The organism is Microbulbifer maximicatervae (SeqCode), assembly GCF_052467825.1.
In genome coordinates, this window is the sequence record NZ_CP174327.1 from 4,087,658 (window position 1) to 4,114,351 (window position 26,694).

Genomic DNA, 26,694 nt, shown 5'->3' on the forward strand with positions numbered 1-26,694 from the left:
TCAACATTAACATCAATACCTAGTACGCTTCAAAACATAACGAGCTACATCATTCAGAATTAAAGGAATTGAGACTGCCGTTTATTTGCTTCCAGCTTCCCCACTATTGGAAACTCTTTAAGGAGATCTTAATCATAATACCTTTGACCACTTTCCATTCAGTATATTCGAGGATTTCAGTTGCAAAATAGCAAGCATCGTCAAGATGCTAACAAATTACTTAATTTCAGTGCGAAGCTTCTAGCACAAGGATTGCCTTGCGACGTGAAGGTACATTATTTGCAGATCTAACTTTTTATGAGCATATAAGCTAAAATTTTCTTAGTATTAAGATGAAATGAAAAGGAAGTCAATGAAAGTCAGGAACCTCAGGAAAGGCAAAGAGCTCTTAGCTTTGATTTCAGCATTGCTAATATTTCTACCTAATGTCACAGGGTGTTCTAGCTCAGCAAGATTAGCCAATTCTAACTGGTTTGAAATTGAAACATCCAACTTTCGTATCGTGACAGATGGCTCTCCACGGAAAGTTGAAAAACTCGCAACAGACCTCGAGAAGTTTAGATATATCACCAATAAGTACTTAGGTAATGGCCCCGACAATCAGAAGCTAACGATCTTTGCATTATCCGATAAATACTCTTTCAGAGAAGCATCAAGGCGCGGGGAAAGTCTAGGCAATCAAATCATAGGAACTTTTAATAACACCTCTTATGGCAGCTTTGCATTAATAGATTTAACCGGCAATTCGCATCTCCCTGGAAACCCCGCCCGAGAGACCCTATTTCATGAATACACACATTTCCTAACGTATGCACGAAGCTCTCAAAATATCCCCTATTGGTATAGCGAAGGAATTGCGGAGTTATTCTCTACGGTTCAATTAAAAGGCAAAAAAAGGTTTGAATTGGGGAAAATCCCAATTGGCCAAGCATATTCTATACGCCAAGGCAGAGTTCTCCCCCTTGAAAAATTGTTAATGGCAAAAAAAGGATCATTAAATGATGAAGAGTTTTTATCCTTATACTCAAGTGGATGGATGCTTACTCATTGGATGCTTTTCGATTCCAATCGACGTCAAGCGCTACTTGACTACCTGAATGAGTATAATAATGGTACAAGTACAGTTAATACACTTGCGGACTCCCTCAATATGTCCCTTGAGGAATTAGAAGTAGAGTACCAACAACTACCCAGGTCCAAGTTTGGATATTTCACAAGTACTCTTGAAGGTTATGATGCAAATATAGGCTTATCGATAAACTCAATAAGTCCTCAAATCGCACTTAGGGAAATAGCCCGCTATATATCAATCACTCAGCAGTCAACGAGTGAGACTCAAGAATTTATCCGATCCACCGGAGAGGATGGTTTTTATGATAAAGAGCTAGATATCGCCCTAGCGTCCTCTGAAATTTCAGCAGGGAATTTTACACGAGCCAGTAAAATACTCAGCACTATCCCAAAAGAGTTTCACAGCAAGAATTGGTTTATTGAAGTTCAAGCGAGAGCAAGTTTATCTGAAGAGATGGCTGCCGGGCCTGCAATCAGTATGGATCGGTTAAGTGATATAAGAGACCAATATATTCGATTAATTGAATTAGACGATAGCATTGCTGCGTATTGGCACGGCCTTGCTATTTCCATGCAGGTATTAGGAAGCCCTAGAAGCAGTTATCTTGAAATGCTAGAGCAAGCATATCTACGCGCCCCCAGGGATCTCGACATTGCCTGGTGGTATGCCCATGAACTCTATATAGAACGCGATAAAGACTACTTTGCAGAAGTTAGCCGCCCTCTATTAATGCAGATCACCAACCAAGATTCGCAAGAATCATTAAGGGCAATGCTAAGGGAGCTACAACAACAAGCTGGTACTTTTGAGAGCGATTCAGGACTTGTTAACATGATTACAGAATATCGAAGCTTACCTGGTATAAAAGCGCTGGCCATAGCAATTGATCATAGAGGTGCCTTATCAATAGGGTACATTTGGAATAGATCCAGCCAAGAACAAGCAAACCAAGAAGCCCTGAGTGCATGTGAAAAACACAATGAACATTATAGAGTTTTAGGAAAATGCCACCTCTATGCAGAGGGCAATCAAATACTAGTTGCTAGTGGGGGCACCATACGGATCTGACACGAATCGGCTTGACTCATTTGCTATGCCCTTGAGTCAAGCCTAACAACCATGGAGGCAGTATGGTCCTAAATACTCCCAAATTCTAAGATAACTTCTCTCATAATCTATCAAGTATGGATGTCCATACTAGCATTGTCCCAAGAGTATCTAGCAATCGATAAGCTAGTAGAAGAAAACCCTACAAGCAATAAAGGGCTATTGAAATAATAGTGGGCCGTATAAACTCAAAAAGTACAATCGTTAGCCAAGATTACAAATACTATCTCGACCGTCACTGCAGCCATCTTCAGCGCGCTTCTTTCGAACCGCTAAACTGATAATTTATAAGCCTCAGCTTACAGTTTTGCCTCAATTCTCGCCAAACGAAATAATTGTACTAACTTCAATATTTAGTTAAAACCTCCAAACCAATTGTGATATTTTACAAGTCAACAATGAGAGTGCCTTTATCGTGTAAAAGGTCAATGCTATTCGCGGATCCTATCCGGGCCAAAATGACAAAAACTTTAGCAAATTCTCATCGCGCCGTTATTTAGCAGTGTATTTGAACTGCGATCTTAGAAAAATAGCCTAGAGACCTAATACGCTTACGGACTCACACTCATCTTTGATATTATCGATAACCACTTTTGCAGACAAGAATAACAAACCTAAACAAGCAAAAGCAAACAACCATAACAAAAAAAAGGAGATAGGCTCACATAACTCGCTCCTAAAATCTATTAACAGCATAGAAAAATTAAATAAGCATATCCTTCTTACCAAAGAAAAGATTCTACTCCAAATCTTTTTTTACGGTATACAAATAGCTAAACCAAGACAAAATTGTACTGACGCCTCTTTGCTGAAAAAACTTATGTTGAGGTAAGAATTGGTATTCCACAATTAGAATTGCACTTTGTTAGTTTAAGACAACGGCAACCTTTGAACCAATATAGCCTTGGTGTTACTTATTTTATCGCACTGAAACTAATTAAGCCTCCAGAACCCCGCGAGGCCGGCTTCGCTAGGACCTACCTTACATTAGCAGCCCTGGATTCCATTTAATATTTATTTCCAAAAAAATATACTGCAATAAGGGCAGGAAAAAATTGTCAAGTTGACTTTTGAAAGTATATACTGCTTAGGGACTATTCTAATGAACCGGATACTGTATCTCTTTAGCTATCACCCACATTTTATAATCTGCAGGCATTTCAGATAAGTAATCGAGAGTTCGATAAATAAGATGTTTCTCCATTTCATCGACCCCAGAAGACTTGCTCCAGCCTTCTGCTGCTAACCGGTACATAAAAGTAACCAAAAGGAATTTCTGCTTGCTCGATAACCCATTTCCATGACCATTGATCATCATATGCATAGAAACAAGGTCATAATCCAAGTCAAAAATTGACTCATCAACCTGGACGGATATCTGGGCCGAACGACCCGATACAGAATTCCCCCGCGCAATCACCTGCATTTCATCAAGAAAGAAGGAGACATGAGCACTATTAGCGGCAGAGCTGTTTTGATATCGGCCTCTTAGTGCCAAATCCCTTATCTGACGATTTGATATTTCACCCTTTAGCCAGAGTTCTGTCATCTGGGTAAACGGGTCGTAGTCCTCACTCTGGACTATGTATTCATCTGCAAAGGGGGATAAGGAATAGAAAAGCGCGACAAGCCAAAAACAGATCCTTGTTACAGTCATTACAACTACCACTCGAAGTGAAGACCATGCCACGCGGTCGATTATGATGGGAAATCTATTAAATTAAGTATAATCAAGAATTGTTGTAGGAACATTGATCGGGAGGACACTTGCACTCATTTACGGGCGAATCAACCGGGGGCTTAAATTCCACATTGATCTTAGCTTTTTGAGCCAATCTTCTTTCCCTATGACTTTCCAAACCCTCCCTCATCATTGCGCTGATCTCTCCAGAGAGAAATTGATTTACAAACATTTCGGCCTCTTGATCCAAACTGTAATCACTGGGCCCCATTCCATTTCGTGACTTATATTTCGATAAGCTATAGGTCAGTAATATCTCTTGAGCCTCATTATCAAACTGGCTGAATAAGTCTATGGTCCAATTAGTTCCCACCAGGTGTTCAAGAGCTTCAATATTATCTTTAAGCTCTAGATAAATAGCGGAAAAGTCCTCACCGCCCTGAAGAATTCGGCCAATGTAGCCAGCTTCCTCTTTGTGGAAGTAATCCAATCTTGCCTGAATACTAATTTCTTTGATGTCATTGGCGATAACATAGCGACCCAACTTTTCCACTTCAGTCACAGTCATACCAAGCTCATAAAGCTCCTCCTGATTCATCGGCAACATATGCCAAGAGGAGAGTATCCTCAGCAGCCTATATGATGTCACCCACTCAGGATTCTCTCCTAAATCAATTTCGTACCAAGCGGACTTCTTCTCAAGCCCATACTTACTGAGGTAAGACAAGTCTTCCCCCCTTTCAGCAGCTTCCCTAACAGCCCTCATTCTTTGCCAGGCAGCCAAGTTCCGCTCCCTACTCAACACCCACTCCCTGTTAATCTCTTCATTGTGCTTATAAGTAGTCGTAAATAACTCCTCTAGAGATATGCCGTTGGAGGCTGCAAAAGAAGGTACCGCCAACAAATAAAGCAGAAAGAGGAAAGCCGATGGAGTTAATTTCATAGAGACACCTTGTGGTGCTGTTGTAGTGGCATTTATCGAAGGGAATCTACTAACTATCGTCAAGAAATCTCTGCCGAAGGGTTAACCTGTGCCGTAATTACCCCTAATAGAAGAAAGAAAAACTTAGAAGTGCCCCTTGGTCACATAGCGAAAGCAACCTTTGTCGTGCAACCGGCCTCTGGTGTATGATTTATCAGTAATGAAGAACTATTCGTCCACATTTCGCGCCAAGCTGATAGCCATGGCGGCCCTGCTCCTGCTGATGTTGCAGGTGCAGACTGTGCTCGCCTGCGAAATGATGGAGGAACCCAAGCCGGCAGCGGAATGTTGCTGCGATGATATGGCCAAGGGGTCAGACTCAGATGATGACTGTTGTGGCTATGATGCCCAGGTCTCCCTGAAGACTTCGTTGGACGACCACCAAGTCGCCGTCACCGCCGCACACTTGAATCTGGAACTTCCCCAGTTGGCGCCACCGCCAACTTACCAATGGCCCCAAATTCTGGCTCCGCCTTTCGGTACGCCTGAATTATCTCCTACTGCGACAGAATCCCACCCCGGCAACCGAACCTGGCTTGCCACTTTGCGCCTGCGTATTTGATCACTCCCTTTCTCTCTGACTAGCGAAATATGCCCCCAGCCCATGTTTGCTGGCGGCTTCAGAAAGATTGTTCTAGGAGTGAACCTTTTGATTTCCCAACAAGCTATAGCGGCCATTGGTGGCCTGCTCATTGATAACGTGCTTTGCGCGCAGATGCCCCTTTCCTTCATTCAGGAGGGTGCCCTATGAGCCAGCAAAGAACATTGAGCTTAATCGCCCTTACCCTGCTGTTGGCGGCTGCCGGCGCGGCCTTTTATTGGAAGAAAATTTCTGCACAAGCAGAAATTCCAAATGCCGATTTTGTGCAGGCTGGACCCTTCCAAATTGCCGTCTCGGTTGATCCGCTACAACCCCAAGCGGGTAAAAACCAAATTCGAATTGAAGTTCGCAATGCTGACAATGAGCCAGTAGCTGGAGCCGAAGTTCGCGCGGTAGCCGAGATGCCCGCCATGGGCGCCATGCCAGCTATGCGTGCCGTCGCCGATATCAGTGAATCCAGCCCCGGTATCTTCACCGGTGAAATTGAGCTGGCCATGGTGGGCTCCTGGCCCATGGTGGTAGATGTAGCGACAGGCTACGATAAGCATGTCGATTTGGCCTTTGATATGAGCACCAATCGCAAAGGCCTGCGCCTGAAATCTGCGCCTGAGGCTTCAGATACTGCCTATTACACCTGCTCAATGCACCCATCGGTAAGAGCTGCCGAAGCCGGTACTTGCCCTATTTGCGGTATGAACCTGCAACCTGTGAGCCACGATGAACTGCAAAGTGGCAGCATTGTGGTGGATAGCGGCCGGCGCCAGGCCATTGGTATCAAAACCGGTATCGTCGAGCGACAGCCATTCGCCTTGCCCATTCACCTGCACGGCCAGGTCACCTATGACGAAACCCGCTTGCGCGATATCAGCCTACGCTTCGACGGCTGGATTGGTGAGTTAGATGCAGATTTTGAAGGAAAGCAGGTTAAGCGCGGCGAAGTACTGTTTTCTGTTTACAGCCCCGAGTTGCTCGCAGTCCAGGACGAGTATCTAAAGGCCCGCCGCCGTGGCGATGCCTTGGAGAAAGCAGCACGAAGGCGTCTACTGTTGTGGGGTCTCTCTGAAGAGCAAATCGACTGGCTGGTTGAACAACAAAAAGCGCAGGACTATATCCCGATTTTTGCACCCGCCAGTGGTGTGATTATTGAGAAGAATATTGTCGCGGGCTCTGCGTTTGAAAAGGGCGACAACCTGCTGCGTATAGCCGATCTCAGCCAGGTTTGGATTGAAGCCCACGCCTACGAAGATCAGTTGCCACTGATAGAAAAAGGCATGCCGGCCAAAGTGCGTTTAACCAACGTCTACCACGAGGAAATCCCTGCCACCCTCACCCAGATTGATCCCTTCCTTAATCACAATAACCGCAGTGCACGGCTGCGTGTGACCCTGCCCAATACCGATGGTGAACTGCGCCCGGGACTGTTTGCGGACATCATGTTAACCGCCGAACTGGGAAACCTCCTGGTGGTACCCAGGGATTCAGTATTGATCTCCGGCAAGAAACGCATTGTTTTCCGCGACTTGGGCCAGGGTCGTCTGGAGCCGGTGCAGGTACGCACCGGTTATGGCGACAGCGACAGGATTGTTATCCGTTCTGGCCTCCAGGCAGGAGATAAAATTGTCACCTCTGGAGTATTCCTGATCGCGGCGGAAAGCCGCCTGAAGTCGGGGGTACAGCAGTGGTAAATTCTGAACCCAAAGGGCTGATTGCCCGAATTATTGGGGCCTGCGCCGGTAAGCCGGGGATCACTTTGATTCTTGTAGCGATCGCAGCCCTGGCTGGATACCGGGCGCTAACCAGTGTCCCCCTGGATGCTATTCCGGACCTGTCCGACGCCCAGGTGATTGTGATGACAGACTGGCCGGGGCGCAGCCCTGACCTGGTCGAGGATCAAATCACCTACCCGCTTTCCACCGCAATGTTAGGGCTGCCCAAAGTCAAATATGTGCGAGGCCAGAGCTTTTTCGGTCTCAGCTTTGTCTACGCCATCTTTGAAGACGGCACCGATATTTACTGGGCCCGCTCACGGGTTCTGGAGTACCTCAACCAGGTAGCCGACCAGCTCCCAGAAGGTGTTCAGCCAAAGCTTGGCCCGGATGCTACCGGAGTGGGCTGGGTGTTCCAGTACGCGCTGGTTGATCGAAGCGGTAATAACGACCTGCAAGAACTGCGCGCACTACAGGATTTCAAGTTGCGCTATTGGCTCACTTCTGTTGAAGGCGTGGCCGAAGTTGCCTCCATTGGAGGCTACGAAAAGGAGTACCAGGTCCAAATCGACCCCCATCGCTTGCAGATGTTTAAGGTTCCGCTTGGTAAAGTGGTCGAGGCCATTCGCCGCAGTAACAACGACACCGGAGGAAGAGTACTGGAGATCGCGGGCCACGAACATATGGTGCGTGGCCGTGGCTATATCCGCAGTGTTGACGATCTCGAAGAGGTGGTGATCGGGGTCAATGCGGCAAAGATTCCGGTGACTTTGGATCAGGTAGCGGATATTACTCTGGGGCCTGCGATGCAGCGCGGTATTGCCGAGCTGGACGGCGAGGGCCAGACCGTAGGTGGCATCGTGGTGATGCGCTACGGTGAAAATGCCCTCAAGGTTATTGAGAGAGTTAAAGAGCGTATCAAGCAAGTCCGTGCGGGCTTACCGGAAGGCGTTGAGCTGGTAGTGACCTATGATCGCTCAAAATTAATTAATAGTGCGATCGACAATCTCAAGAACACCCTGATTGAAGAGATGCTGGTGGTCGCCGCTGTGATCGCTATTTTCCTACTCCACGCCCGCTCCGCATTGGTAGCTGTAATCACTCTGCCGATTGCAGTTTTACTGGCCTTTATTCCACTGTCCCTACAAGGGCTTACCGCCAACATTATGTCACTGGGAGGTATTGCCGTAGCCATCGGTGCCATGGTGGATGCGGCAGTGGTAATGGTGGATAACATCCACAAAAAGCTGGCAGCCGATGGGGATAAGGAGTTGTCTCCAGGCGAGAAAAGAACGCTAATCGTTCGGGCAATGCAGGAAGTCGGGCCGAGTATTTTCTTCTCCCTGATTATTATCACGGTTTCATTCCTGCCGGTATTCGCGCTGGAAGCTACCGAGGGCCGCCTATTCAAACCCCTCGCCTACACCAAAACCTACAGCATGGCTTTCGCCGCCCTATTGGCAATCACCTTGATTCCAGCGCTCGCGGTACTGCTAATGCGCGGCAAAATTCGCAACAGGGAAAACCCGATTTCCCGCGTTTTAGTCCATACACTACAGCCAGTGATTCACTTCTGTGTGCGGCAACGCAAAGTTGTAGCCACTCTCGCGGTATTAGCTCTGGTTTCTGTGGCCTACCCCATTAGCAAGCTAGGTGGTGAATTTATGCCACCGCTCAATGAGGGCAGCATCCTGTATATGCCTACCGCCCTACCCGGCATGTCGGTTACCGAAGCGGGCAAGGTGCTGCAACAAATGGACGAGGAACTGAAAGCCTTCCCAGAAGTAGAGCATGTCTTTGGCAAGATCGGCCGCTCCAATAGCGCCACCGATCCTGCACCGCTCTCAATGGTAGAAACCGTAATCACCCTGAAGCCTAAAAGTGAGTGGCGCCCCGGCATGACTTGGGACGACCTGCTGGCGGAAATGGATGAAAAGCTGCGCTATCCGGGCATGCCCAATATCTGGTGGATGCCCATCCAAACCCGCACTGAGATGCTCGCCACCGGCATTCGCAGCCAGCTCGGCATCAAAGTGTTTGGAGATAACCTGAAGGAAATCGAACAGACCGCTTTGGCTATCGAAGAAGCATTGCGGAGCGACCAACGCACTGCGGAACAAACCCGAAGCGTCTTCGCCGAGCGCCTAACCGGCGGTTACTTCCTGGACTTTGATATCGATCGCGCACGGGCCTCTCGCCACGGCTTGAATGTACAGGATATCGAAGATGTGATCGCCGCAGCGGCTGGTGGCCTGGCCGCAACCCAGACCATCGAAGGCCGCGAACGTTACGATGTGTTAGTGCGCTATGCCCGCGACTACCGGGATACTCCTGAACAGCTTGAACAAATTCTGGTCCCCGCCTCTGATGGTTCCCAAGTGCCCCTGAACCAGCTGGCTGATCTGGACTTCCGCACTGGGCCGCCCATGATCCGCAATGAGGATGGGCAGTTGGTGGGCTTGGTATTTGTCGACTTGAAGGGCGATATCGGCGTTGCAGAATATGTTAATCGCGCAAAGCAGGTTGTTGCCGATCAGGTTAATCTGATTCCCGGGCAACGTATCGCCTGGGCCGGCCAATACCAATACCTGGAGCGCGCCAAGTCCCGCCTGCAATGGTTAGTGCCCCTGACCTTATTGGCTGTGTGCTTCCTGCTGTATCTGCATCGAGGCAGGCTATCCGACACCCTGTTTGTACTCACCGCCATGCCAATGGCACTAATCGGCGCCTTCTGGCTGTTATACCTGCTCGACTACAAACTGAGCGTTGCTGTATGGGTCGGCATGATTGCTATGGCTGGTCTCGCCGCTGAGATGGGGTTATTAATGCTGCACTACTTATCTGCCGCTGGGAATAACTCGGAGCGCGGCAATACAGCGACTGTTGCCGAAGCGGCAGCTGGCCGTATTCGCCCGATGCTAATGACCAGCCTGACACTGTTAATTTCATTGATACCAGTCATGGTTTCCGATGGCACCGGCGCAGATGTTATGAAACGGATCGCAGCACCAATGGTGGGCGGCACCATAACCACACTGCTGTTTGTATTGTTAGTGATGCCCGGGGTTTTCTATCAGTGGAAGGCCCGCGAAGGAAAGCAAAGCTGACGTTAGTAAATTGGGGCACCGGGTTTATGCTACCCAGTGCCTCAGTTCTCATTTCACAAGAAGATAATCTGAATAGAAGAGACTATGATGGGAACAAGGTGATTCATAGGTTTCTTCAGGGTTAACTGTTAAAATTCCATACAGATTTTGTATCGCACAAACTGCAAAATTGCAGCGATCACAAAGGCTAAGTAGGTGACGATCACTTTCCCTACTGCTTGTGTAATACGCGTATTTGACATTTAACGACTCCAGGATTCACCTTGACTGCACCTTTTTCCGATCTTCCCCTAAACCCCGCCCTGCTGAAAAACCTGGCGTCACTCAACTACAAGTCCATGACCGAGGTTCAGGCCAAAACGCTTCCGATCATTCTTGACGGCAAGGACGTTATCGCCAAGGCAAAAACCGGTTCCGGTAAAACGGCCGCCTTCGGTTTGGGGGTGCTGCATCGGCTCAATGTCAGCCGCTTTCGGATTCAATCGCTGATTCTGTGCCCAACACGGGAATTGGCGGACCAGGTTGCGCAGGAACTGCGCCGACTGGCACGGGCAATTCACAACATTAAGATTCTGACTCTCTGCGGCGGCATGCCTTTCGGCCCTCAAATCGGCTCCCTGGCCCATGGAGCCCATATCATCGTTGGTACTCCAGGACGCATCGAAGAACACCTGCGCAAAGGAACACTCTCCTTAGAGCATGTCGATACGCTGGTCTTTGACGAAGCCGACCGAATGCTCGATATGGGATTCCAGGACGTTATCGACACTATTCTGGCGCAGGTGCCAACTGGGCGGCAGTCGTTACTATTCAGCGCTACCTATCCCGATGAAATTGAAAAGCTCAGCGCCCGAGTGATGCAAAAACCGGTGATGGTTAAAATTGATTCTGCCCATAGCGACGAGGTGATCGAACAACGCTTTTACAGAACTGAGAGTTTCGAGGATCGCCTGGAGATGACTCGGCGTGTCCTGCTCAATGATAAGCCAGTCAATACCCTGGTTTTCTGCAACACCAAACGCGAAACCGATGAGGTGGCCGATGATCTGAAACAGGCTGGCTTCAATGTCCTCGCCCTGCATGGTGATATGGAGCAGCGCCAGCGCAGTGAAACCCTGATTCGATTTGCCAATGGCAGCGCTTCAATTCTGGTAGCTACTGATGTGGCTGCACGCGGCCTTGATATCGACAAGCTGGATGCCGTTATCAACTTTCATATCGCCAAAGACCCGGAAGTTCACACCCACCGCATCGGACGGACAGGCCGCGCCGGTGAGCGCGGTTGCGCTTACTCCTTTTTTGCCGAGAAAGAAGGCCACAAACTGGTTCGTATGGACCTAACCCAGGACCCACTATCCGATCCAGATACACCGCCACCCGCCAGCATATTAAGTGAACCCCCTTTCCAGGCACCGATGGCTACCCTGCAAATCGATGGCGGCAAGAAGCAAAAGGTCCGCCCCGGCGATATCCTGGGAGCCCTAACCGGAGGTGATCGCCCGATTGACGGTAAAGATGTTGGCAAGATCAACGTACTGGACATGACCGCCTATGTTGCGATTAAACGCAATGTGGCATCTCAAGCACTTAAGAAAATAGAAAACGGCAAGTTGAAAGGGCGCAAATTCCGGGTGCGGCGTATTCGAGGCTAAGTCGAGTGACTATCCCCTGGCAACGCCGGGGGATTGCCCTTTGGCGCTCGCTTCGGGTTCATGGTTATCCTGATTGTTATTTCAAAAGCTGACGAAAAATATAATAATCAACTATGAATCAAAGAGTTACAGAGTGACATAAGAAATGTGGTAGTAGTCAAAGTGATCCTTTTTGCAGTTTGCACGGCCGTGACAACTAAATTTAATCCAATGACTTTATAACAATATTTTCGTTTTAGCGAAGAAATTGATTCTGAAATAGTAATCAGGATAATAGTGATCCGTATGATTACTATATAAATGCTATACGTGGGCAATACACAAATACATGAAAAATACAATTAACACAATTAACAATGCCTTTGACATTGAGTTACCATCTTTCTATACCGATACTCTTATAAATTATCCATTCCCACAATCTGATGTTCTAGACCGGATTGAGGGAGAACTTGTAAAAGACTTAGACTGGCTTATAAAAACTAATCGGAAGCTTCGTGAAGATGGTTTCTGTTATCAAGATCATTGGCCAAATCATTTTTTTGCAATAGGCTTCGACGGCTTCGGAAATTATTATTTTATCAATTTAAGCCAACAAGATACCTCTATATATATAGCAGACCATGAAGAAGATTTTAACCACAAAGAAATTTCAAATATGAAGCTAGCTTCAAACATTGAAGAATATATCAATGACTGTCTTGAAGAGTAGAAAATTTCAACCAAAAACATTTAACAAAGTCATTAAGTACGTTCTGACCAAGAAACAGCCTCCACCGGACTGCCTATGAGTTACTCCGGCATCCGTTTATAGCTAATTTTATTGATAGGATCTCAAAACTCCAACTCCCTGGAATCCATAAAGAGCCCAATCGAGTATCCCCCACGGCTTAATTTTTAAATCCATCAGTTCCCCAATCTTGCATAACAACTCCATATAAGACACAGTTAAATTGAGATAAAGCTACAAATTATTGATTTACATCAAGAAAGCGCAAAACGTCTGTGTATAAAACTTAGTGGAGGCGTTATGGTAGCAGACCATATAAATTGTTGATTATGCCAACATAGAATATTAAGTACTAATTTGGCATTCAGCGTTTTGCTAATTGCCAGATTGAAAGTCAAGCGGTTTCGTTCCTAGGGTGTTCGCTTGGGCGTGGTAGATAGGGGCAATTCGCTGAAATTTCACTGGGTGCCAGTAAGAAAGAAATTGGGTGGGGATAGTTTGGTATTTTTTCCTCGTAAATATTGGGCAGTGGCCAGCCAAGCTGTTGGCTAGTACAGTGCTAGTCGTCTGCCTGAAACACGCCAGCCATAATCAGGCTAGGTATGTACGAGAAAGGCATCCCGACTGGCTTCGCATCGTGAAGTAAAAAAAGGCCTTCAAGACGCATAAGTACGCTCAAGATAAACGTGGTAACTAAGGTCTTACAGAATACGAATTGGTATACCCGCATTGTTTCACGCCAATGTATGAAACTCTCTTGGCTTTCAAGGCCTCATAAGTTTCAAGTATAAACAGGGAGTCAAAATTGAGATTACTAGTTGAAGGTCAGTTGGTCGAATAAATAGATTGTCCCACTGCACGAAAATCAGAATTTTGAGAAACAGTGAAAAATTACAAAAAAAGAACTCACAAGCAGCTGTTATCACGCTTTCGGCTTTGGGATGCTTATTCCGCCGCTTTGCGGCTCCGCGCCTGCTACAAAGTCGAGTGTTACATAAAAACCTGGTGAAGAAAAATGAGCTATTGGTCCTGGGATGCGTCGTTGTCAGTGGGTATAAACCTCATTGATGAGCAGCATAGGAGAATCGTAGATTATATAAACGAGCTTGATTTGGCACATATTGAAAATGATAAAGAGAGAATATCAAAAGTACTTATAGGCCTTGCCGATTACACGTCCACCCACTTCGATTTCGAAGAAGATTTGATGGAAAGATCAGGTTATCCTCTGTCGGACACTCACAAGAAAGTCCACAGATCCTTTGTTGCGCAGATAGACTCATATGTTGAGCAACACGAAAACGGAAAGGATATAACTCGTAGACTTATGAGTGATTTAAAAATCTGGTTGACAAATCACATTAAGAACGACGACAAAGATTATTCTCCCTATGTGAGGAAAGAAATGACTAAACATCAGGGGTGGATAAGTCGCACCGTTCACAGATTGTTCAAGTGAAATTCATGTACTCAACTATTAAATGAGATTTATGATAACTTCAATAGAAATGAAAACCCGGACTGGAAACCTGGTACTTATGTACAGATTTATTTTTCTGGAAAAAATTCTCCGTAAAGAATGGATACTGACCTCATAATAAGGTTAAAGCTGACTACCTCACGACTACAATTCATTGGTTAATTGATACAGGAGTTGCGGCACCCAGGTGCTTGATAAATTCACCACACCAGAGGCATATCTAAAATGCTTCGAGGTAGGTGCCAATCTAAAGGCTCGAGAGGGTTCAAAGGTAGTTGGCCATGCTGTGATACAGGAAATATGTAGTGAGCAACTACGAAAAAGTGGCTAACAATTACTGATAAACTGCCAGCGATTCACTTACACCTATGCGCAATAAGTTTCGGACTTTCGCTCTCCCTGCGCCAATTCTTCCAATAAATCATTCTTAATCTCTGCCGTATCCAATAGTCCAAATCAATACATTTTTATAGCCTTGGACTATACCAAAACAATTGATCCAACCACGGAGAAACACGGTAAGCTCTTTCAGAGTCTTGCCAATCGAAATACCGCGGGATCGACTAGCAAGCTGACGAAAATGGTATTTTAGTTGGAGCAGAGACTTATCATGCCAGGCAAGCTTTGCCCCAAAAAATGAAAACTCTTTAGTTTCAGCAAGCACCATAGTATACCTGAGCGCAACTACCCAATGATCCCTCCTGAAACTGGTATCATGGTTTTGTTTGAGCACCCTCGTTTTAAACTAACAAATCAAGTAAGCCAGCTCCACATTATAGAGATCCAATCAGATAGTTATTTAGTGGGAAAAATATGATATTTCTCCCTGTGAATTTAGCAAGCGGTGGCAGCGCTTGAAAACTACGCGCCACTTCGACTGCTCTTGCTAGCAACGTTATTTTTTTAGGAGGGAACCATGAAAACACTAAGAAAAATTGTATTGGTTTTGTCACTGTTCTCTGGACCTGCTGTAGCAGAATCAGATCCAGTATTTGAACCGGTTGTTGCACTCTTTTCAGCTATTTCTAAGTTTGATCATTCTGCTATGAAGAGGTCCGTAACAGAAAAATTTGAGCTTCTTGAGAATGGAGAAGTTTGGGGTATTGATGAACTTATCGCCGCTGTTCCACCTGCTGAATACAAGAGGGAGAACTACTACAGCCTTATCTCTACTGATGTGAGAGAAGATATTGCCCTTATAAATTACTGGAATAAAGCTGTGTTTTCCTCTGAAGAGGGTACGCGGGACGTTGTATGGCTGGAAAGTGTTGTGGTGGTCAAGGAAGATGGTAAATGGGTTCTACAGCAGATGCATTCTACACACGTTGAACCCAAGAAGGTTCCGGCGTCGATTGCATATCTAGAAATGCGCTGAAAAACATAATGAATGAGGGGCAACGCCTACATTTCTACTTCGCTTTTGGGTTGCTCACCGGCTTCGCAAGTTAACATAAAACTAGTGCGTTAGTACGGCGTGCCTTATCCAGTGGTTCAGGCTGTAGAAAACTAATGTGTGTTTTTGCTCCCTTAGGTGTGATCAAATATTAACCTCAAGTGGCGATTCTACGAAAATTCTGGCTGAGTTTTCACTGGTCAGTAGGCTATTTTTCACGTAAAAGTACAATATAAAGTGAGGGGTGAGTTTTTCTACACACTCGTTAGCGGCACTTAGCAGAAAGGATTCTGAATGGAGTTCAATGCAATAAATCTTAAAGAGAAATACGCAAAATTTACCGAACATTGGTCTCCGCGTGTTATCGCAGAGATGAATGATTATCAATTTAAACTGGTTAAAGTTGAAGGTGACTTTGCATGGCATAATCACCCTGAAACAGATTAAGTGTTTATTGTAATTGAAGGGTCACTACTTATTGAACTCCGTGATGGCAAGGTTGAAATTAACTCAGGTGAAATGTTTGTTATCCCAAGGGGTGTTGAACATAAACCATCTGCAACAGATGAATGCCAAATCATGATTGTTGAGCCTAAAGGTGTTGTTAACACTGGCGGTACTGAAAGCAGGTTAATGGCAGAAAATGATGTATGGGTTTAGTTTACTGCTAGCAAACAACTCAGATGGATAAGCCAATATTATGAAGTTTTCGCTACGTATCAGTTTGGGGTAATATCGGCCTACCAATTAATCGGGCGTCAACAGCCTTTCTTCTTTGAAATGAAAATTGAATTAGAAAACTACAATAGTGCTTGGCCTGATGCATTTGAGAAGGAGAAAGGAATCCTTCTAAATGTAGCTGGCGAATGGCTGTGCGGAGCTGTCGAGCACGTTGGTAGCACTTCAGTTCCGGGTCTATCTGCAAAACCCATCATCGACATAATGTTTGGGGTAAAAGACTTACCCAGCTCCAAACCTGCTATTGAAGCCCTATCGGTGATTAATTATTGCTATTACCCATACAAAGATGATGTTATGCATTGGTTTTGTAAACCTAAACCTGAATACCGCACGCATCATCTTCACCTTATCCCATTCAAAAGTAATCTTTGGCAAGAGCGCCTTAAATTTCGCGATATATTGCGTAATAACCGTACCATCGCTCAGAAATACGCAGTATTAAAACAAAAGCTTGCCCAAGATAACCCTCAAGACCGTGAAGCCTACACTGAAAACAAATGGCCATTTGTCAAGGCTGTGCTATCGGGCAGGATACGCAGCTAAAAAAATAGTTAACCCGACTTCCACTGCGTTGATTCGTTCACTCCGTAATACTACGCTAGCGTGAAAAAACAACTCCGTTTCAACCGGTTAAGCGTTATTCTGGCAGTCAATTTTTAGGTGGCTTGTATTTTCTGCAAGAATTAACCTCTACCTGAGCACACGATTCCTGAGAGTTTTCCTACAATCTGGCACTATAGCTTCGTTTTAACTCAACAAGCCCTGCAAGATCACCCACTCGATGGTTGGGCTGCTTATACTCTACTTCGGCTGCTCTTACTCGCGACGTTGGTACAGACATGAAAAAAATACTGACTTTAGCTCTACTATGGTTGGCTTCTGGCAAGGCACTTTCTGATTGCTCTTTTGAATCGAAAAAGGATAGTTACAAACCTGAAACTGCAGCGATCTTAGCAGAGAAGGCGTTTAAAGAGGATAATGTTTACTTCATCGTAGTAGCAGATGGAATTGGCCCTTCTCGCCCAGGCTTCGATATTCCATTTACTTCATGTGTTTTTAAAAATACTAAATGGGAGATACTTTGGGTTGGAGCTGATTCTCAGTATTGTGTTAACCATGAAGATCTTATAGCGCAGGCCAGAAGCTTTGCTCAAAATTTCAACAAGAGTATGGTGCAATTGGCAAGCAGTCAACTTCGTGAAATGTGCCCAGGATTCCATAAACAATAACAATCGCAGACAGGATACTCCAGCCCTTGGAGCATCCATAAGTATTATGTGAGAAGGATTTTTATGATCCCTTCAGTTTTTGAAGTGACAAAGATTGGTAACGGTACGCTTCATGCAATGCCTAAAACCTCTTCAAAATTGTTGACTGAAGACGCCAAATATTTTTCTAAGATAGGAATTTCTAAAGTTGTATCCTTGTTAGAAAATAGCGAAGAATATGAGCTTGGATTAGCTAAAGAACGTCAGGAGATAGAGGCGCATAATATCGAATTTCAGAGCTTTCAAATCTAGGGCTGAGTTATTAACCACTAACGACATCCAGCTAATCATATTTCCTGCCCTTACACTCGCTAGTTTTGCTAGTGGGAATTGGTTGTGCAGCTCATTCGCTCCAAAAGTACCAAGTACACTTTATGACTCGTTGGAGTTTACTTTGTCAGTAGCTGGGTTTTAATCCTAGTCTTTCTTGCATGGCAATTTTAATGGCGGCAGTATAAAGTTTAAATATAACTGGGTGTTCAACTTCAGCGCCCGACAGCTTACACCGGAGAGCATCATGCAAGGAATTCTTTCAGAAAAGTTGATTCTTACTGAAGCGGCCATACTCGAAAGAGTCAGGCGTAACAAAGATATAAGCCTTTGCAGCCATGTCGACCATGCTAAATTAATCTATAGCAAAGCTGGTGCTGAAAGCCTTAAACGAATCTACAGTGAATACATAAACCTTGCAATTGATGCAAAACTCCCTCTTTTGCTTGCAACTCCCACATGGAGGGCTAGCTCAGAGAGAGTTTCTCTAGCCAAGGCACCTACGTCTATCAATGAAGACGCTGTTAATTTTCTTTCGAATATCTTGCCAAAAGAAGGAAATGTATATGTAGGAGGCCTAGTCGGCTGTAAAAATGACTGCTACAAACCAGAGCAAGGCCTAACTTACAAAGAATCTCTTTCTTATCATCGTTGGCAAATTGATAAGCTCGGAGCCTCTAATGCTGACTACCTCATGGGAGTAACCCTACCATCTATACCAGAGGCACTTGGCATTGCATCTCTAATGTCAAAGCACTCTAAGCCATATTTTATTAGCTTTGTCATTGGCTCAGATGGTCGCCTTTTAGATGGACATACCATTCAAAAAGCAATTTCACATATTGATCGCCAGGTTTCGCCTAAACCTTCTGGGTACTTTATTAATTGTTCTCATCCTTCTTTTATAAACGCTTCAAGTCAATTACCTGACAGACTAATCGGCATACAAGCCAATGCTTCATCACTAACGCACAATGAACTAGAAAACAGCAAAACAACGCACTCCGACAGCATATCAGAATGGGGTAATCTTATGCTTCGCTTAAATCAGAATAGCGGGTTCAATATATTGGGCGGCTGCTGCGGCACTGATACAAGGCACCTGGAATACATCATAAATAATCACAACTAACAAATTTAGCCCGCTTCTTTCCGCTTACGACTACCCTGGGCAGCCACTCTCTTGGATTGGCTATTATTGCAAAGGGCATTAGCTGGACTGCTGAATTATGAATAGGGGAAAGGGAGCAACACTGAGACTCGCAATTGCCTGAGCGCCTCAATTCTGCTGGCCACCGAGGTGACAGTTCGCGGTCTGGATATCGCCAAAGGTCCGGAAGTACATACCAACTGGGCCGGCAGTGTCATTAAGCGCAATGTGGCAGCACAGTCACTAAAAAATGGAAGATTGAAGATATCGGATGCAGCGTACTCTAGTATAAGGTACTTAATTTTTATTCAGTGTAACTAAAATGGGCCCTGCCGGGCCCATTTTCTTGTTTAATGTAAAATATCATCCTTATTAATTTTGTACATAACACCCCCAAGCACGACAAGTAATTCATCTTCATTAAGATCAATGAGCGCCCTGCCTTCCCCCAGAAGAATCGCAAATGTTGGCATTTTTACTGAAGCTAACTCTTCAAATGTATCCAGACTAAACACCTTGAGTGCTGGATCATTGGCGGATGTCAACATTGATGCATACAAATACATCACTCCCCGGTTTTCATCAATTACAAAATGATGGCGTGTCCAATTATCTGTCGACAAGCCTTCCATCTGTCCAACTAGCTCCATGGAATCAGTATTAATCACATATCCAAGTGAGCTATATAGTCTCTCGGAAGAATAAGCGATTTCATTTGGAAATCCCCAAATTAGATCATCATACTCATTGACGAAGGTGACTCCACTAGAATCAACTTTGAATTCACTCACTTCAAAACCGGTACTATCAGTATTATAACCAAATACTAAATTATCACCTGCGAAACGGATTCGATTTGCACGGATTCCAGCAGGAATGTCACTTGATTCTGTCGATAGTTTAATGCCATCCACATATACCTCCATTCCTTCAAAATCTGTGGTATACCCTTGCCTGGCTGTAGAAATAAGCACACTGCCTTCATCTGTAGGGAAAGGTTCTAGATCACCAGCAAAAATTGGTCCAGAATAGTTATCCCTTGTTCCCAGGTCTACATTCATTTCGAGGGATAAATCGTTTAAATTAAGTACAGAGTATTTATTCGTGCCCAGATAAGAAATGTAAAGGAATTTGTCATTCTTGCTTATTTCTAGTTCGTAAGGTTCAGAACCAACAGGTATATATTTTTCAAAATTCAGTGATTCTCTATTTATAACAGCTATAGAATTACCATTGACACCTGCAACTCCCGGAATTGATGCATAAATTTTATCATACTCTGCACTGTAGACTGCATCACCGAACAAACAACCGGAAAAGCTAATATCGAGATCAACTCTCATATCGGGAATAAAATATTGCCCACAATTCGCATCTCGATCAACTGGAACATCCTGATGACTAAATATCTTAACTCCAGCATCAGTTACGAAAGCAAATTTGTTATCATTAATGTTAATTAAACGTAGAAATTTACCTTCCACACCTGGATCGAATACTCCCAAGTAGGTATATCGATCCCGGTCATATATCTCAAGATATTTAGCAAATATATAGGTATATTCACCACCCGGTGTAATCAAAGGCGCAAGCTTTCGATATTCCTCATTATCATATCCGTTAACAACTGAATTCCTACCATACAATTCCCCAGAGTCTGGATTAACTACAGTTCCAATTCCATTATAAAGAGCCCCGTCATACATAAGAATGTCGGAAGGTCCACTTGCATAATCTTTTAAGTTCAGTACATGATCCAACCCATTTATACCGACCGAAAAAACGTCAATATCATAGGCGGTTGAATCATCTGTGTATGTAATTAATCTGCTTCCAATCTCATCAAAAGTGATTCGTGTTGGACTAGAAAACCAGTCTCCCACAACCGATTGCTCAACCCCATCTCGGAAGAATTTTATTTTTGCCGAATATTTACTATCCGAGTCAAATCCTAGATGGTAAGTCGCAACAGCAACCGTATCGTTAGCAGCTGGAGATACTGTTATATTGCGTGGATAATGCAGTCTCCCATCCTCTTCTCCCAAATCAAGTAAAGTTGATAGGGTAAAATCAGAAAGATCTACACGCTGCACTTCAGGAAAATTAATATAACCCAGATACAAAATTGCTCCATCACCAGATATTGCCAGCGGACCAGCCTCCCCCTTTAGTGCAAGACTACGGGTGATACTCATTGACGATAGCTCATACTCTATCAAGTGATTGGCATACTCTGACCCATTGTCAGGTATGGCTATATAAAAATAGCCCGAACTCGAGGAGTAAACCGCATCATTGATATCCATACTGAATTCAATAGATGGGAGTCCAGGAACTTCAAAGGTTGGTTGAGGAAATCCAGGTTGATACTCATAAACTGACTCAAACTCATTCCAGTACATGCCTAAAACTGGGCGATACTCCTGGCTATCTGCGTCAAGAATTGATACATCCATAGTCCCTCCAGCATACCCCTCACTAAGAAGCAAAACATCAGGGTTACTGTCAGAACAATAAATTTCAAAATCTTTCGGATTCCACGCTCCCATACCATATGGCTCTTTGGTATCACAACTGATCTCGCCTCCTAGTAAACTACTATTTAACTTCACAGAATATTCGCCAAAGAAGTTCGACCTAGGCCACATATTTAAACCTTGATCTAGGTCATATTCAATATTTGCCTCTATCTTTGAAAAAGTAATACTGTTTGACTCATCTCTTAGTTTGAGTGGGTTCTCAGAAATATGTTTCACATCAATAACATCACCGTACCAGGTTGCCTGTAAACCGAGGGTGAAGCTACCTAGAACAGATACGTAGGTGTTATCATGTAAACTTAAATCCTCATCAATATTGACCCGTCCTTGAAAGAAAACTTCTTGAGCAGAATTAGAATATACAGATTCGGGGATTAACTCAGCCTGCCCACTAAATCCAATCTCTAGCTGCGAGTTCTCGCAACTGTTAAATTTTACAAGCACCTCTGCTTCGCTCACCACATCAATGGAGATACTTCCAGAACCGTCACAGTAAAACTCATAACTTTCCTCTCCAGATAGAATTGTGGCATCAAGAGCTTCTTGTAGCTGTATTCCAAGCTTTAATATAGTGGCAGTTGAGTCCATGGCTTGTGAAGCAACCACATTGGCATTCTCCTCTGTGATTCGAAAACTGGATCCACCACCCGTATTACCGTCACCATCTCCGCCGCCACTGCCGCCGCATGCAGATACAAGAAAAACGGCTAAAATCACAAGTACTTGCTTGTAGATGCAATTCATAACTGCCCCAACTTATTAGATATAAAGGAATAACAGAACTACCGGCATAGTCGACCCAAAGGTTTAATTGCCTAGTTCCACGAAACAAAATCACTTTGACTTTAAATGTTTAATACTATCAGATAAAAGCTTATATTTCTTTAAGGACCTCAAGTATCAAATTGTATTAACCGTACCAAAAATTTTGGCACTTCGAACATTTTGGCAGTTATGGTTAGTATATTGCATACTCCTAATATGAGTGGTTTGCATTCTATTCTTGCATTTAACCCCCCCTTAAGAATAAGTCCACTCATGTCATTAATGATGAAACAATTAAAAATCACCTTTAGTTCTGCCTTTAAATGATAGTCAGCCATATAAATGGTACAAAAATCAGCTAAATACAGCTGCTCAACTACAATTTAGTTTGACTTACACCAGCAATCCTTATCCAACTCAAATAGCATTCAAATTGGCACAAACATTTTCGCAATGCACATTAGCTATAAATTATTAAAGACGAAAGATACAAAGGTATATTTTCAGTTTTAAAAGCGTATAGATAATCTAACTAATTTGGAGTTATATCAATGCCCAACATATTGATTCCCGTCGCCGATGGTAATGAGGATATCGAAACCATTGCCATCTACGATATTTTGAGCCGAACGGATGCAGAGCTTGCCTTAGCATCGATTATGCCAAGTAGGCGTATAACTACCCTGCGTAACCTTGTTATTGAAGCCCCCTGCTCCATAGAGGATTGTTTGGACTCTACGTGGGATCTAATAGCTCTGCCAGGCGGCAAGGAAGGTGCCGAGCAAATGCATAACTCGGCCCCCCTAATAAAGCTCATCCGAGAGCAAGTTGAGTCGGGCCGCTGGCTAGGGGCAATTTGCACTGCTCCGGTAATCGTTCTTGGTCGGCAAGGGTTAATTACCAATTTCAAGGCCACTTGCTACAAGACTTTTCGCGGTGAACTTAGTCAATATGTAAAGGAAACTAGTGATCAAAGAGTGGTAGTCGACCGGAATTTGGTGACCAGTCAATCACCCGGGACCGCTATCGAGTTCGCTTTTGAACTCGTCACCTGCTTATTTGGGAAAGAACTATCGCAGGAGATTGCACAGACGGTGAATGTCTATCTACCGCCAAATTAGCTGGGCTTTTTCCAGGAACCTGGGGCACTGACTTCTATCACCAAGATAATCAGCTTTTCTGATATTTCTGCCTAAATTGACTGGGACTCATCCCCACATGCGACTTAAATACACGTCGGAATACTGCATCATCGGAATAGCCTAATTCTTGCGCGACACTGGCAACCTTATTGGCTGGGTTTAGTAAAAGGCTGCGTGCATATTCCATACGGACGCTATCAATGAATTGCTTAGGCGCTTGGCCTGTTAATTGTTTTAGACGCCGGTGTAATGTTCGCTCAGATATCGACAGTTCTTTTGCCAGCAACTGACTGCTTAACTGTTGGCCAAAATATTGGCGAACTACATTCTCTGCATCCACCAGAAACTGCTCTTTTGATACCTTGTAGCCTTTTGGTACATGCAAAGTTTGCGAACGCGGGTGGGAATCCACAACAGCGAGATCAGCCACTTTGGTTGCAACTTCTTCACCAGCTAGCATCTTGATCACTTGTAGAGTTACATCTACCCAAGATAAAGGGCCACCCGCTGTCACTATATTTTCGTCTACTAACAGTCCACTGGCCCATAGCGGGCAGGCATTGATAAAGCGGGATTTCAACTCATTGTGTAACCACCAGGTGGTTGTGCACTGTCGTCCATTTAGCAGACCCGCTTCACCCAGCGCCAAAACGCCACTACAAGAACCCGCGATAATTGCCCCGCGCCTATATTGGGTTCGCAACCATTCGCAAGTCGATTGGTCCAGTAACTTTTCAGGGGGCACACCAAACTGGTTGGGCATAAATCCGGGGACTATCACGGCATCGCAACTGGATATTTGTGATACCCCATGACTTACAGCAAAGTACCTGCCCTGCCTGTCTATAATGTCGGCGCCATCAGAACTGGCGACCAGGATTTCGGGGGACCAGGACTGTTGATAGGCAGGGTCCAGGGAGTGCTGGCTTTCAGATAAGCGGAGGCCACCTAGGGCAAACATATCTTGAACGCCAGCCAGAGCCGACGGCAAAACTCCCGGCATAGACAAGATGACTATCTGGGCCATAAATCCTCAAAGTGGCGAATTTTGTCTGATCATTGTCTTTTTGGACACTGATAGTCAAGCCTGAGCTTCCCCTAGGATACTCATCACCAAACAACGTGAGAGAAAACAATGACTGAAGCTAAGCTGGCCATCGTGGCACTGATCGACGCCAAAGCGGATAAGGCTGATGAGGTAAAGGCGCTGCTCACCTCAGCCCAACCGCTCGCTGTGGAAGAGCGAGGAACCCTGAGCTGGTATGCCGTACAAATCAACGCTACGCGATTTGCTATTTTCGACACGTTTAGCGATGAAGGCGGCTTAACTGCACATCTTAACGGCAAGATCGCTGCAGCATTGCTTGGTAAAGCGGATGAACTGCTCGCATCAGAACCACAAATTATGACTGCGGATATCCTCGCATCTAAAGTCTAAGGAAGCCTTGAAAAACCGGGAGCTGGCTTTGGATACCCCTATCGTCTTTATCCACGGAACCAATGCCGGCCCCTGGACAATGGAGAACTTCCACCAGCATTTTGAAGAGGAAGGATTCTATTGTCACAGCCCAAGCTACCGCTACCATGAAGATCTAAAGTCAGAACAAAATCAGCAACACCTTAAAGGACTGAGTATTGCCGACTACGTTGATGACATCCGGGCATTTGTACAATCTTTAAATCAAAAACCTGTTGTAGTCGGCCACTCCCTGGGCGGTGTTATTGCACAAAAATTGGCAACTATGGATTTGGCACGGGCAATCGTATTGCTTAACGGAAGCGTGAACTGGGGAATACTGCCCACCACAGAAGAAGAGCGTGCGCTGGGCAAGTTGTTTATGGCTGCAGGTGAATTTTGGAATGATATCCTGTTACCGGATTTCGCAACAATGGCGAAATTCGGGTTGAATAAACTTAATCCAGGCGACCAGCACAAGGTCTTTGATCGATTAGGTCCTGAATCTGGGCAAGTCCTATTTGAATTGTTCTTCTGGATTTTTGACAGTAATAAAACAACCAGAATTGACTATCAAAAAATCAATTGCCCCACCTTAATGGTTTCGGGAACCGATGACCTGGCAATCCCCCCTTCCACAGCAAGGTTAATTGCTGAGTGGCAAGGAAAAAATACCACCTTCTACCGAGCGGAAGGTTATGGTCACTATTTAATGCTGGAGCCAAAATGGAAGCGGATTGCGGAATTCTGCAGCAAGTGGGTAAGCCAACAAATTGAAGAAACCACCTCCGCTAGTAATAAACCACTGTGAACCCTTTGCTACACCAAGCCCTAAATCTTCCTCTTCCCTTTTCTCAAGTGAGATGCTCGGCAAGATAATCGATCAGTAGCCTGACTTTTGGCGCGATATATCGATTGCCGGGGTAAACTGCGTACACCCCTTCATCCCTATCTTCGAGCTCACTTAAAAGGGTGGTTAAGTTTCCTTCTGCGACATGTTGCTCGACATAGTAATCGGGTAACTGCACAACCCCCAGGCCTTTAAGCGCAGCATCTAAAAGCGCCCCGCCGTTATTGTAACGAAGGCTACCTTTGACCCTAAGGTTTTTTTCTCCTTCCCTGGTATTGAATCGCCAGTAATCCAGTGTACCCAGCAGGCAGTTGTGCCTGTTCAATTCTGACAAGGAGTGTGGAGTCCCATGCTCTTCAAGATAATCCGGTGAGGCGCACAGATGAATTCGCCGGTCCGCCAACTTTCTTGCCATCAAGGTTGAGTCCTGCAACTTACCCAGGCGTATGGCGATATCGTAACCCTCATCTATAAGGTCAACCTGGCGATTGGTGAAATAGGCATTGACCTCAATCTTAGGGTTTTGAATCACAAAATCATTGATCAGTGGTGCAACCTTCTTTTCAGCATAAGTGACCGGTGCCGTCAGTTTGATTTTGCCCTGTGGGTGGCTCTGTAATTGAGTTACTGCTCGTTCCGCCGCTTCCAGCCCGTCGAGCACCCCCCGGCAATGCTGGTAAAACAGCGTACCTTCTTGTGTCAGTGACACCTTGCGCGTGGTTCGATATAGCAGTTTGACATTCAAACGGCTCTCCAAAGCACTGACCTGGCGGCTGACTTTAGCGGTGGAAATAGCCAGCCTCTGCGCTGCGAGGGTAAAGCTCTCGCTTTCAGCGACATAAACAAACTCTGTAATACCTTCCCAGTCTTTCATTATTGCAAATATGTAAAAGTAAGTTTCAAAAACACCCAATTATAATCAATTTTGCAATCAATATAATGGCTCCCCAGTCGTCACAGCGGGGCCAACCAACTCCAGGCCCTGAATGACATGATTTAAC

Annotated in this window: 23 protein-coding genes; 17 read left to right on the plus strand and 6 right to left on the minus strand. The window is 45.0% G+C overall.

Going from position 1 to position 26,694, the window contains the following annotated elements:
* The first annotated feature begins 352 nt into the window (after nucleotides 1-352).
* Nucleotides 353-2,140, plus strand: a complete 1,788-nt coding sequence (locus tag ACJJII_RS18205) for a hypothetical protein (RefSeq protein ID WP_444917222.1) — start codon at nucleotides 353-355, stop codon at nucleotides 2,138-2,140.
* A 1,138-nt stretch (nucleotides 2,141-3,278) separates the two neighbouring features.
* On the opposite strand, the gene ACJJII_RS18210 is transcribed toward ACJJII_RS18205, so the two are convergent.
* Both ACJJII_RS18210 and ACJJII_RS18215 read right to left on the minus strand, forming a co-directional pair.
* Entirely contained in the window at nucleotides 3,279-3,836 is a 558-nt protein-coding gene (locus ACJJII_RS18210; protein WP_282932883.1) for a hypothetical protein, read from the minus strand.
* A 73-nt stretch (nucleotides 3,837-3,909) separates the two neighbouring features.
* Nucleotides 3,910-4,803 (minus strand): hypothetical protein, encoded by an 894-nt coding sequence (locus ACJJII_RS18215; RefSeq protein ID WP_444917223.1) that lies wholly within the window; start codon nucleotides 4,801-4,803, stop codon nucleotides 3,910-3,912.
* A 199-nt stretch (nucleotides 4,804-5,002) separates the two neighbouring features.
* Between ACJJII_RS18215 and ACJJII_RS18220 the strand changes: the two genes are divergently transcribed.
* The 6 genes from ACJJII_RS18220 (at nucleotide 5,003) to ACJJII_RS18245 (ending at nucleotide 14,097) form a co-directional block, all read left to right on the plus strand.
* A complete protein-coding gene (locus ACJJII_RS18220; RefSeq protein ID WP_444917224.1) occupies nucleotides 5,003-5,404 on the plus strand; it encodes a hypothetical protein in 402 nt (133 codons plus the stop codon).
* Nucleotides 5,405-5,589: 185 nt separating this feature from the next.
* Nucleotides 5,590-7,128 (plus strand): efflux RND transporter periplasmic adaptor subunit, encoded by a 1,539-nt coding sequence (locus ACJJII_RS18225; protein WP_444917225.1) that lies wholly within the window; start codon nucleotides 5,590-5,592, stop codon nucleotides 7,126-7,128.
* Nucleotides 7,122-10,256, plus strand: coding sequence for an efflux RND transporter permease subunit (locus ACJJII_RS18230; protein ID WP_444917226.1), 3,135 nt, complete (start codon nucleotides 7,122-7,124; stop codon nucleotides 10,254-10,256). The genes ACJJII_RS18225 and ACJJII_RS18230 overlap by 7 nt, the downstream gene beginning before the upstream one ends.
* Before the next feature lie 263 nt (nucleotides 10,257-10,519).
* Complete coding sequence (dbpA, locus tag ACJJII_RS18235) at nucleotides 10,520-11,908, plus strand: ATP-dependent RNA helicase DbpA (RefSeq protein ID WP_444917227.1); 1,389 nt, start codon at nucleotides 10,520-10,522, stop codon at nucleotides 11,906-11,908.
* A gap of 328 nt (nucleotides 11,909-12,236) precedes the next feature.
* Nucleotides 12,237-12,620, plus strand: a complete 384-nt coding sequence (locus ACJJII_RS18240; protein WP_444917228.1) for an SMI1/KNR4 family protein — start codon at nucleotides 12,237-12,239, stop codon at nucleotides 12,618-12,620.
* 1,033 nt (nucleotides 12,621-13,653) lie between these two features.
* Nucleotides 13,654-14,097: a bacteriohemerythrin gene (locus ACJJII_RS18245; RefSeq protein ID WP_444917229.1), complete on the plus strand. Its 444-nt coding sequence runs from the start codon at nucleotides 13,654-13,656 to the stop codon at nucleotides 14,095-14,097.
* A gap of 448 nt (nucleotides 14,098-14,545) precedes the next feature.
* Here ACJJII_RS18245 and ACJJII_RS18250 read toward each other — a convergent pair whose 3' ends face one another.
* Nucleotides 14,546-14,785, minus strand: a complete 240-nt coding sequence (locus ACJJII_RS18250) for a hypothetical protein (RefSeq protein ID WP_444917230.1) — start codon at nucleotides 14,783-14,785, stop codon at nucleotides 14,546-14,548.
* Nucleotides 14,786-15,034: 249 nt separating this feature from the next.
* Here ACJJII_RS18250 and ACJJII_RS18255 point away from each other — a divergent pair, with 249 nt between their 5' ends.
* The 7 genes from ACJJII_RS18255 (at nucleotide 15,035) to ACJJII_RS18285 (ending at nucleotide 18,922) form a co-directional block, all read left to right on the plus strand.
* Nucleotides 15,035-15,493, plus strand: coding sequence for a nuclear transport factor 2 family protein (locus ACJJII_RS18255; protein ID WP_444917231.1), 459 nt, complete (start codon nucleotides 15,035-15,037; stop codon nucleotides 15,491-15,493).
* Between the two features lie 312 nt (nucleotides 15,494-15,805).
* Nucleotides 15,806-15,958: a cupin domain-containing protein gene (locus ACJJII_RS18260; RefSeq protein ID WP_444917232.1), complete on the plus strand. Its 153-nt coding sequence runs from the start codon at nucleotides 15,806-15,808 to the stop codon at nucleotides 15,956-15,958.
* On the plus strand, nucleotides 15,959-16,171 hold the full coding sequence (locus ACJJII_RS18265) for a cupin domain-containing protein (protein WP_444917233.1): 213 nt from the start codon (nucleotides 15,959-15,961) through the stop codon (nucleotides 16,169-16,171). It abuts the gene before it with no gap.
* 120 nt (nucleotides 16,172-16,291) lie between these two features.
* Entirely contained in the window at nucleotides 16,292-16,795 is a 504-nt protein-coding gene (locus ACJJII_RS18270; RefSeq protein ID WP_444917234.1) for a GrpB family protein, read from the plus strand.
* Nucleotides 16,796-17,091: 296 nt separating this feature from the next.
* On the plus strand, nucleotides 17,092-17,481 hold the full coding sequence (locus ACJJII_RS18275) for a hypothetical protein (protein ID WP_444917235.1): 390 nt from the start codon (nucleotides 17,092-17,094) through the stop codon (nucleotides 17,479-17,481).
* 63 nt (nucleotides 17,482-17,544) lie between these two features.
* A complete protein-coding gene (locus ACJJII_RS18280; RefSeq protein ID WP_444917236.1) occupies nucleotides 17,545-17,772 on the plus strand; it encodes a hypothetical protein in 228 nt (75 codons plus the stop codon).
* A 265-nt stretch (nucleotides 17,773-18,037) separates the two neighbouring features.
* Nucleotides 18,038-18,922: a homocysteine S-methyltransferase family protein gene (locus ACJJII_RS18285; RefSeq protein ID WP_444917237.1), complete on the plus strand. Its 885-nt coding sequence runs from the start codon at nucleotides 18,038-18,040 to the stop codon at nucleotides 18,920-18,922.
* A 368-nt stretch (nucleotides 18,923-19,290) separates the two neighbouring features.
* Here ACJJII_RS18285 and ACJJII_RS18290 read toward each other — a convergent pair whose 3' ends face one another.
* A complete protein-coding gene (locus ACJJII_RS18290) occupies nucleotides 19,291-22,224 on the minus strand; it encodes a YncE family protein (RefSeq protein ID WP_444917238.1) in 2,934 nt (977 codons plus the stop codon).
* A 572-nt stretch (nucleotides 22,225-22,796) separates the two neighbouring features.
* Here ACJJII_RS18290 and ACJJII_RS18295 point away from each other — a divergent pair.
* Nucleotides 22,797-23,366: a DJ-1 family glyoxalase III gene (locus ACJJII_RS18295; RefSeq protein WP_444917239.1), complete on the plus strand. Its 570-nt coding sequence runs from the start codon at nucleotides 22,797-22,799 to the stop codon at nucleotides 23,364-23,366.
* A 49-nt stretch (nucleotides 23,367-23,415) separates the two neighbouring features.
* Here the strand turns inward: ACJJII_RS18295 and ACJJII_RS18300 are convergent, their stop codons facing one another.
* Nucleotides 23,416-24,414 (minus strand): GlxA family transcriptional regulator, encoded by a 999-nt coding sequence (locus tag ACJJII_RS18300; RefSeq protein WP_444917240.1) that lies wholly within the window; start codon nucleotides 24,412-24,414, stop codon nucleotides 23,416-23,418.
* Between the two features lie 108 nt (nucleotides 24,415-24,522).
* On the opposite strand from ACJJII_RS18300, the gene ACJJII_RS18305 reads away from it, so the two are divergent.
* On the plus strand, nucleotides 24,523-24,825 hold the full coding sequence (locus tag ACJJII_RS18305) for a putative quinol monooxygenase (RefSeq protein ID WP_444917241.1): 303 nt from the start codon (nucleotides 24,523-24,525) through the stop codon (nucleotides 24,823-24,825).
* 28 nt (nucleotides 24,826-24,853) lie between these two features.
* Nucleotides 24,854-25,654 (plus strand): alpha/beta hydrolase, encoded by an 801-nt coding sequence (locus tag ACJJII_RS18310; RefSeq protein ID WP_444917242.1) that lies wholly within the window; start codon nucleotides 24,854-24,856, stop codon nucleotides 25,652-25,654.
* Nucleotides 25,655-25,697: 43 nt separating this feature from the next.
* Here the strand turns inward: ACJJII_RS18310 and ACJJII_RS18315 are convergent, their stop codons facing one another.
* On the minus strand, nucleotides 25,698-26,567 hold the full coding sequence (locus ACJJII_RS18315; RefSeq protein ID WP_444917243.1) for a LysR family transcriptional regulator: 870 nt from the start codon (nucleotides 26,565-26,567) through the stop codon (nucleotides 25,698-25,700).
* Between the last annotated feature and the right edge of the window lie 127 nt (nucleotides 26,568-26,694).

What these genes read in the sequence shown, in the direction of transcription:
- ACJJII_RS18205 (WP_444917222.1), top strand. Translation starts at nt 353, where the DNA reads ATGAAAGTCAGGAACCTCAGGAAAGGCAAAGAGCTCTTAGCTTTGATT.
- ACJJII_RS18210 (WP_282932883.1), bottom strand. Translation starts at nt 3,836, where the DNA reads ATGACTGTAACAAGGATCTGTTTTTGGCTTGTCGCGCTTTTCTATTCC.
- ACJJII_RS18215 (WP_444917223.1), bottom strand. Translation starts at nt 4,803, where the DNA reads ATGAAATTAACTCCATCGGCTTTCCTCTTTCTGCTTTATTTGTTGGCG.
- ACJJII_RS18220 (WP_444917224.1), top strand. Translation starts at nt 5,003, where the DNA reads ATGAAGAACTATTCGTCCACATTTCGCGCCAAGCTGATAGCCATGGCG.
- ACJJII_RS18225 (WP_444917225.1), top strand. Translation starts at nt 5,590, where the DNA reads ATGAGCCAGCAAAGAACATTGAGCTTAATCGCCCTTACCCTGCTGTTG.
- ACJJII_RS18240 (WP_444917228.1), top strand. Translation starts at nt 12,237, where the DNA reads ATGAAAAATACAATTAACACAATTAACAATGCCTTTGACATTGAGTTA.
- ACJJII_RS18245 (WP_444917229.1), top strand. Translation starts at nt 13,654, where the DNA reads ATGAGCTATTGGTCCTGGGATGCGTCGTTGTCAGTGGGTATAAACCTC.
- ACJJII_RS18250 (WP_444917230.1), bottom strand. Translation starts at nt 14,785, where the DNA reads ATGGTGCTTGCTGAAACTAAAGAGTTTTCATTTTTTGGGGCAAAGCTT.
- ACJJII_RS18255 (WP_444917231.1), top strand. Translation starts at nt 15,035, where the DNA reads ATGAAAACACTAAGAAAAATTGTATTGGTTTTGTCACTGTTCTCTGGA.
- ACJJII_RS18260 (WP_444917232.1), top strand. Translation starts at nt 15,806, where the DNA reads ATGGAGTTCAATGCAATAAATCTTAAAGAGAAATACGCAAAATTTACC.
- ACJJII_RS18270 (WP_444917234.1), top strand. Translation starts at nt 16,292, where the DNA reads ATGAAAATTGAATTAGAAAACTACAATAGTGCTTGGCCTGATGCATTT.
- ACJJII_RS18275 (WP_444917235.1), top strand. Translation starts at nt 17,092, where the DNA reads ATGAAAAAAATACTGACTTTAGCTCTACTATGGTTGGCTTCTGGCAAG.
- ACJJII_RS18280 (WP_444917236.1), top strand. Translation starts at nt 17,545, where the DNA reads ATGATCCCTTCAGTTTTTGAAGTGACAAAGATTGGTAACGGTACGCTT.
- ACJJII_RS18285 (WP_444917237.1), top strand. Translation starts at nt 18,038, where the DNA reads ATGCAAGGAATTCTTTCAGAAAAGTTGATTCTTACTGAAGCGGCCATA.
- ACJJII_RS18290 (WP_444917238.1), bottom strand. Translation starts at nt 22,224, where the DNA reads ATGAATTGCATCTACAAGCAAGTACTTGTGATTTTAGCCGTTTTTCTT.
- ACJJII_RS18295 (WP_444917239.1), top strand. Translation starts at nt 22,797, where the DNA reads ATGCCCAACATATTGATTCCCGTCGCCGATGGTAATGAGGATATCGAA.
- ACJJII_RS18300 (WP_444917240.1), bottom strand. Translation starts at nt 24,414, where the DNA reads ATGGCCCAGATAGTCATCTTGTCTATGCCGGGAGTTTTGCCGTCGGCT.
- ACJJII_RS18305 (WP_444917241.1), top strand. Translation starts at nt 24,523, where the DNA reads ATGACTGAAGCTAAGCTGGCCATCGTGGCACTGATCGACGCCAAAGCG.
- ACJJII_RS18315 (WP_444917243.1), bottom strand. Translation starts at nt 26,567, where the DNA reads ATGAAAGACTGGGAAGGTATTACAGAGTTTGTTTATGTCGCTGAAAGC.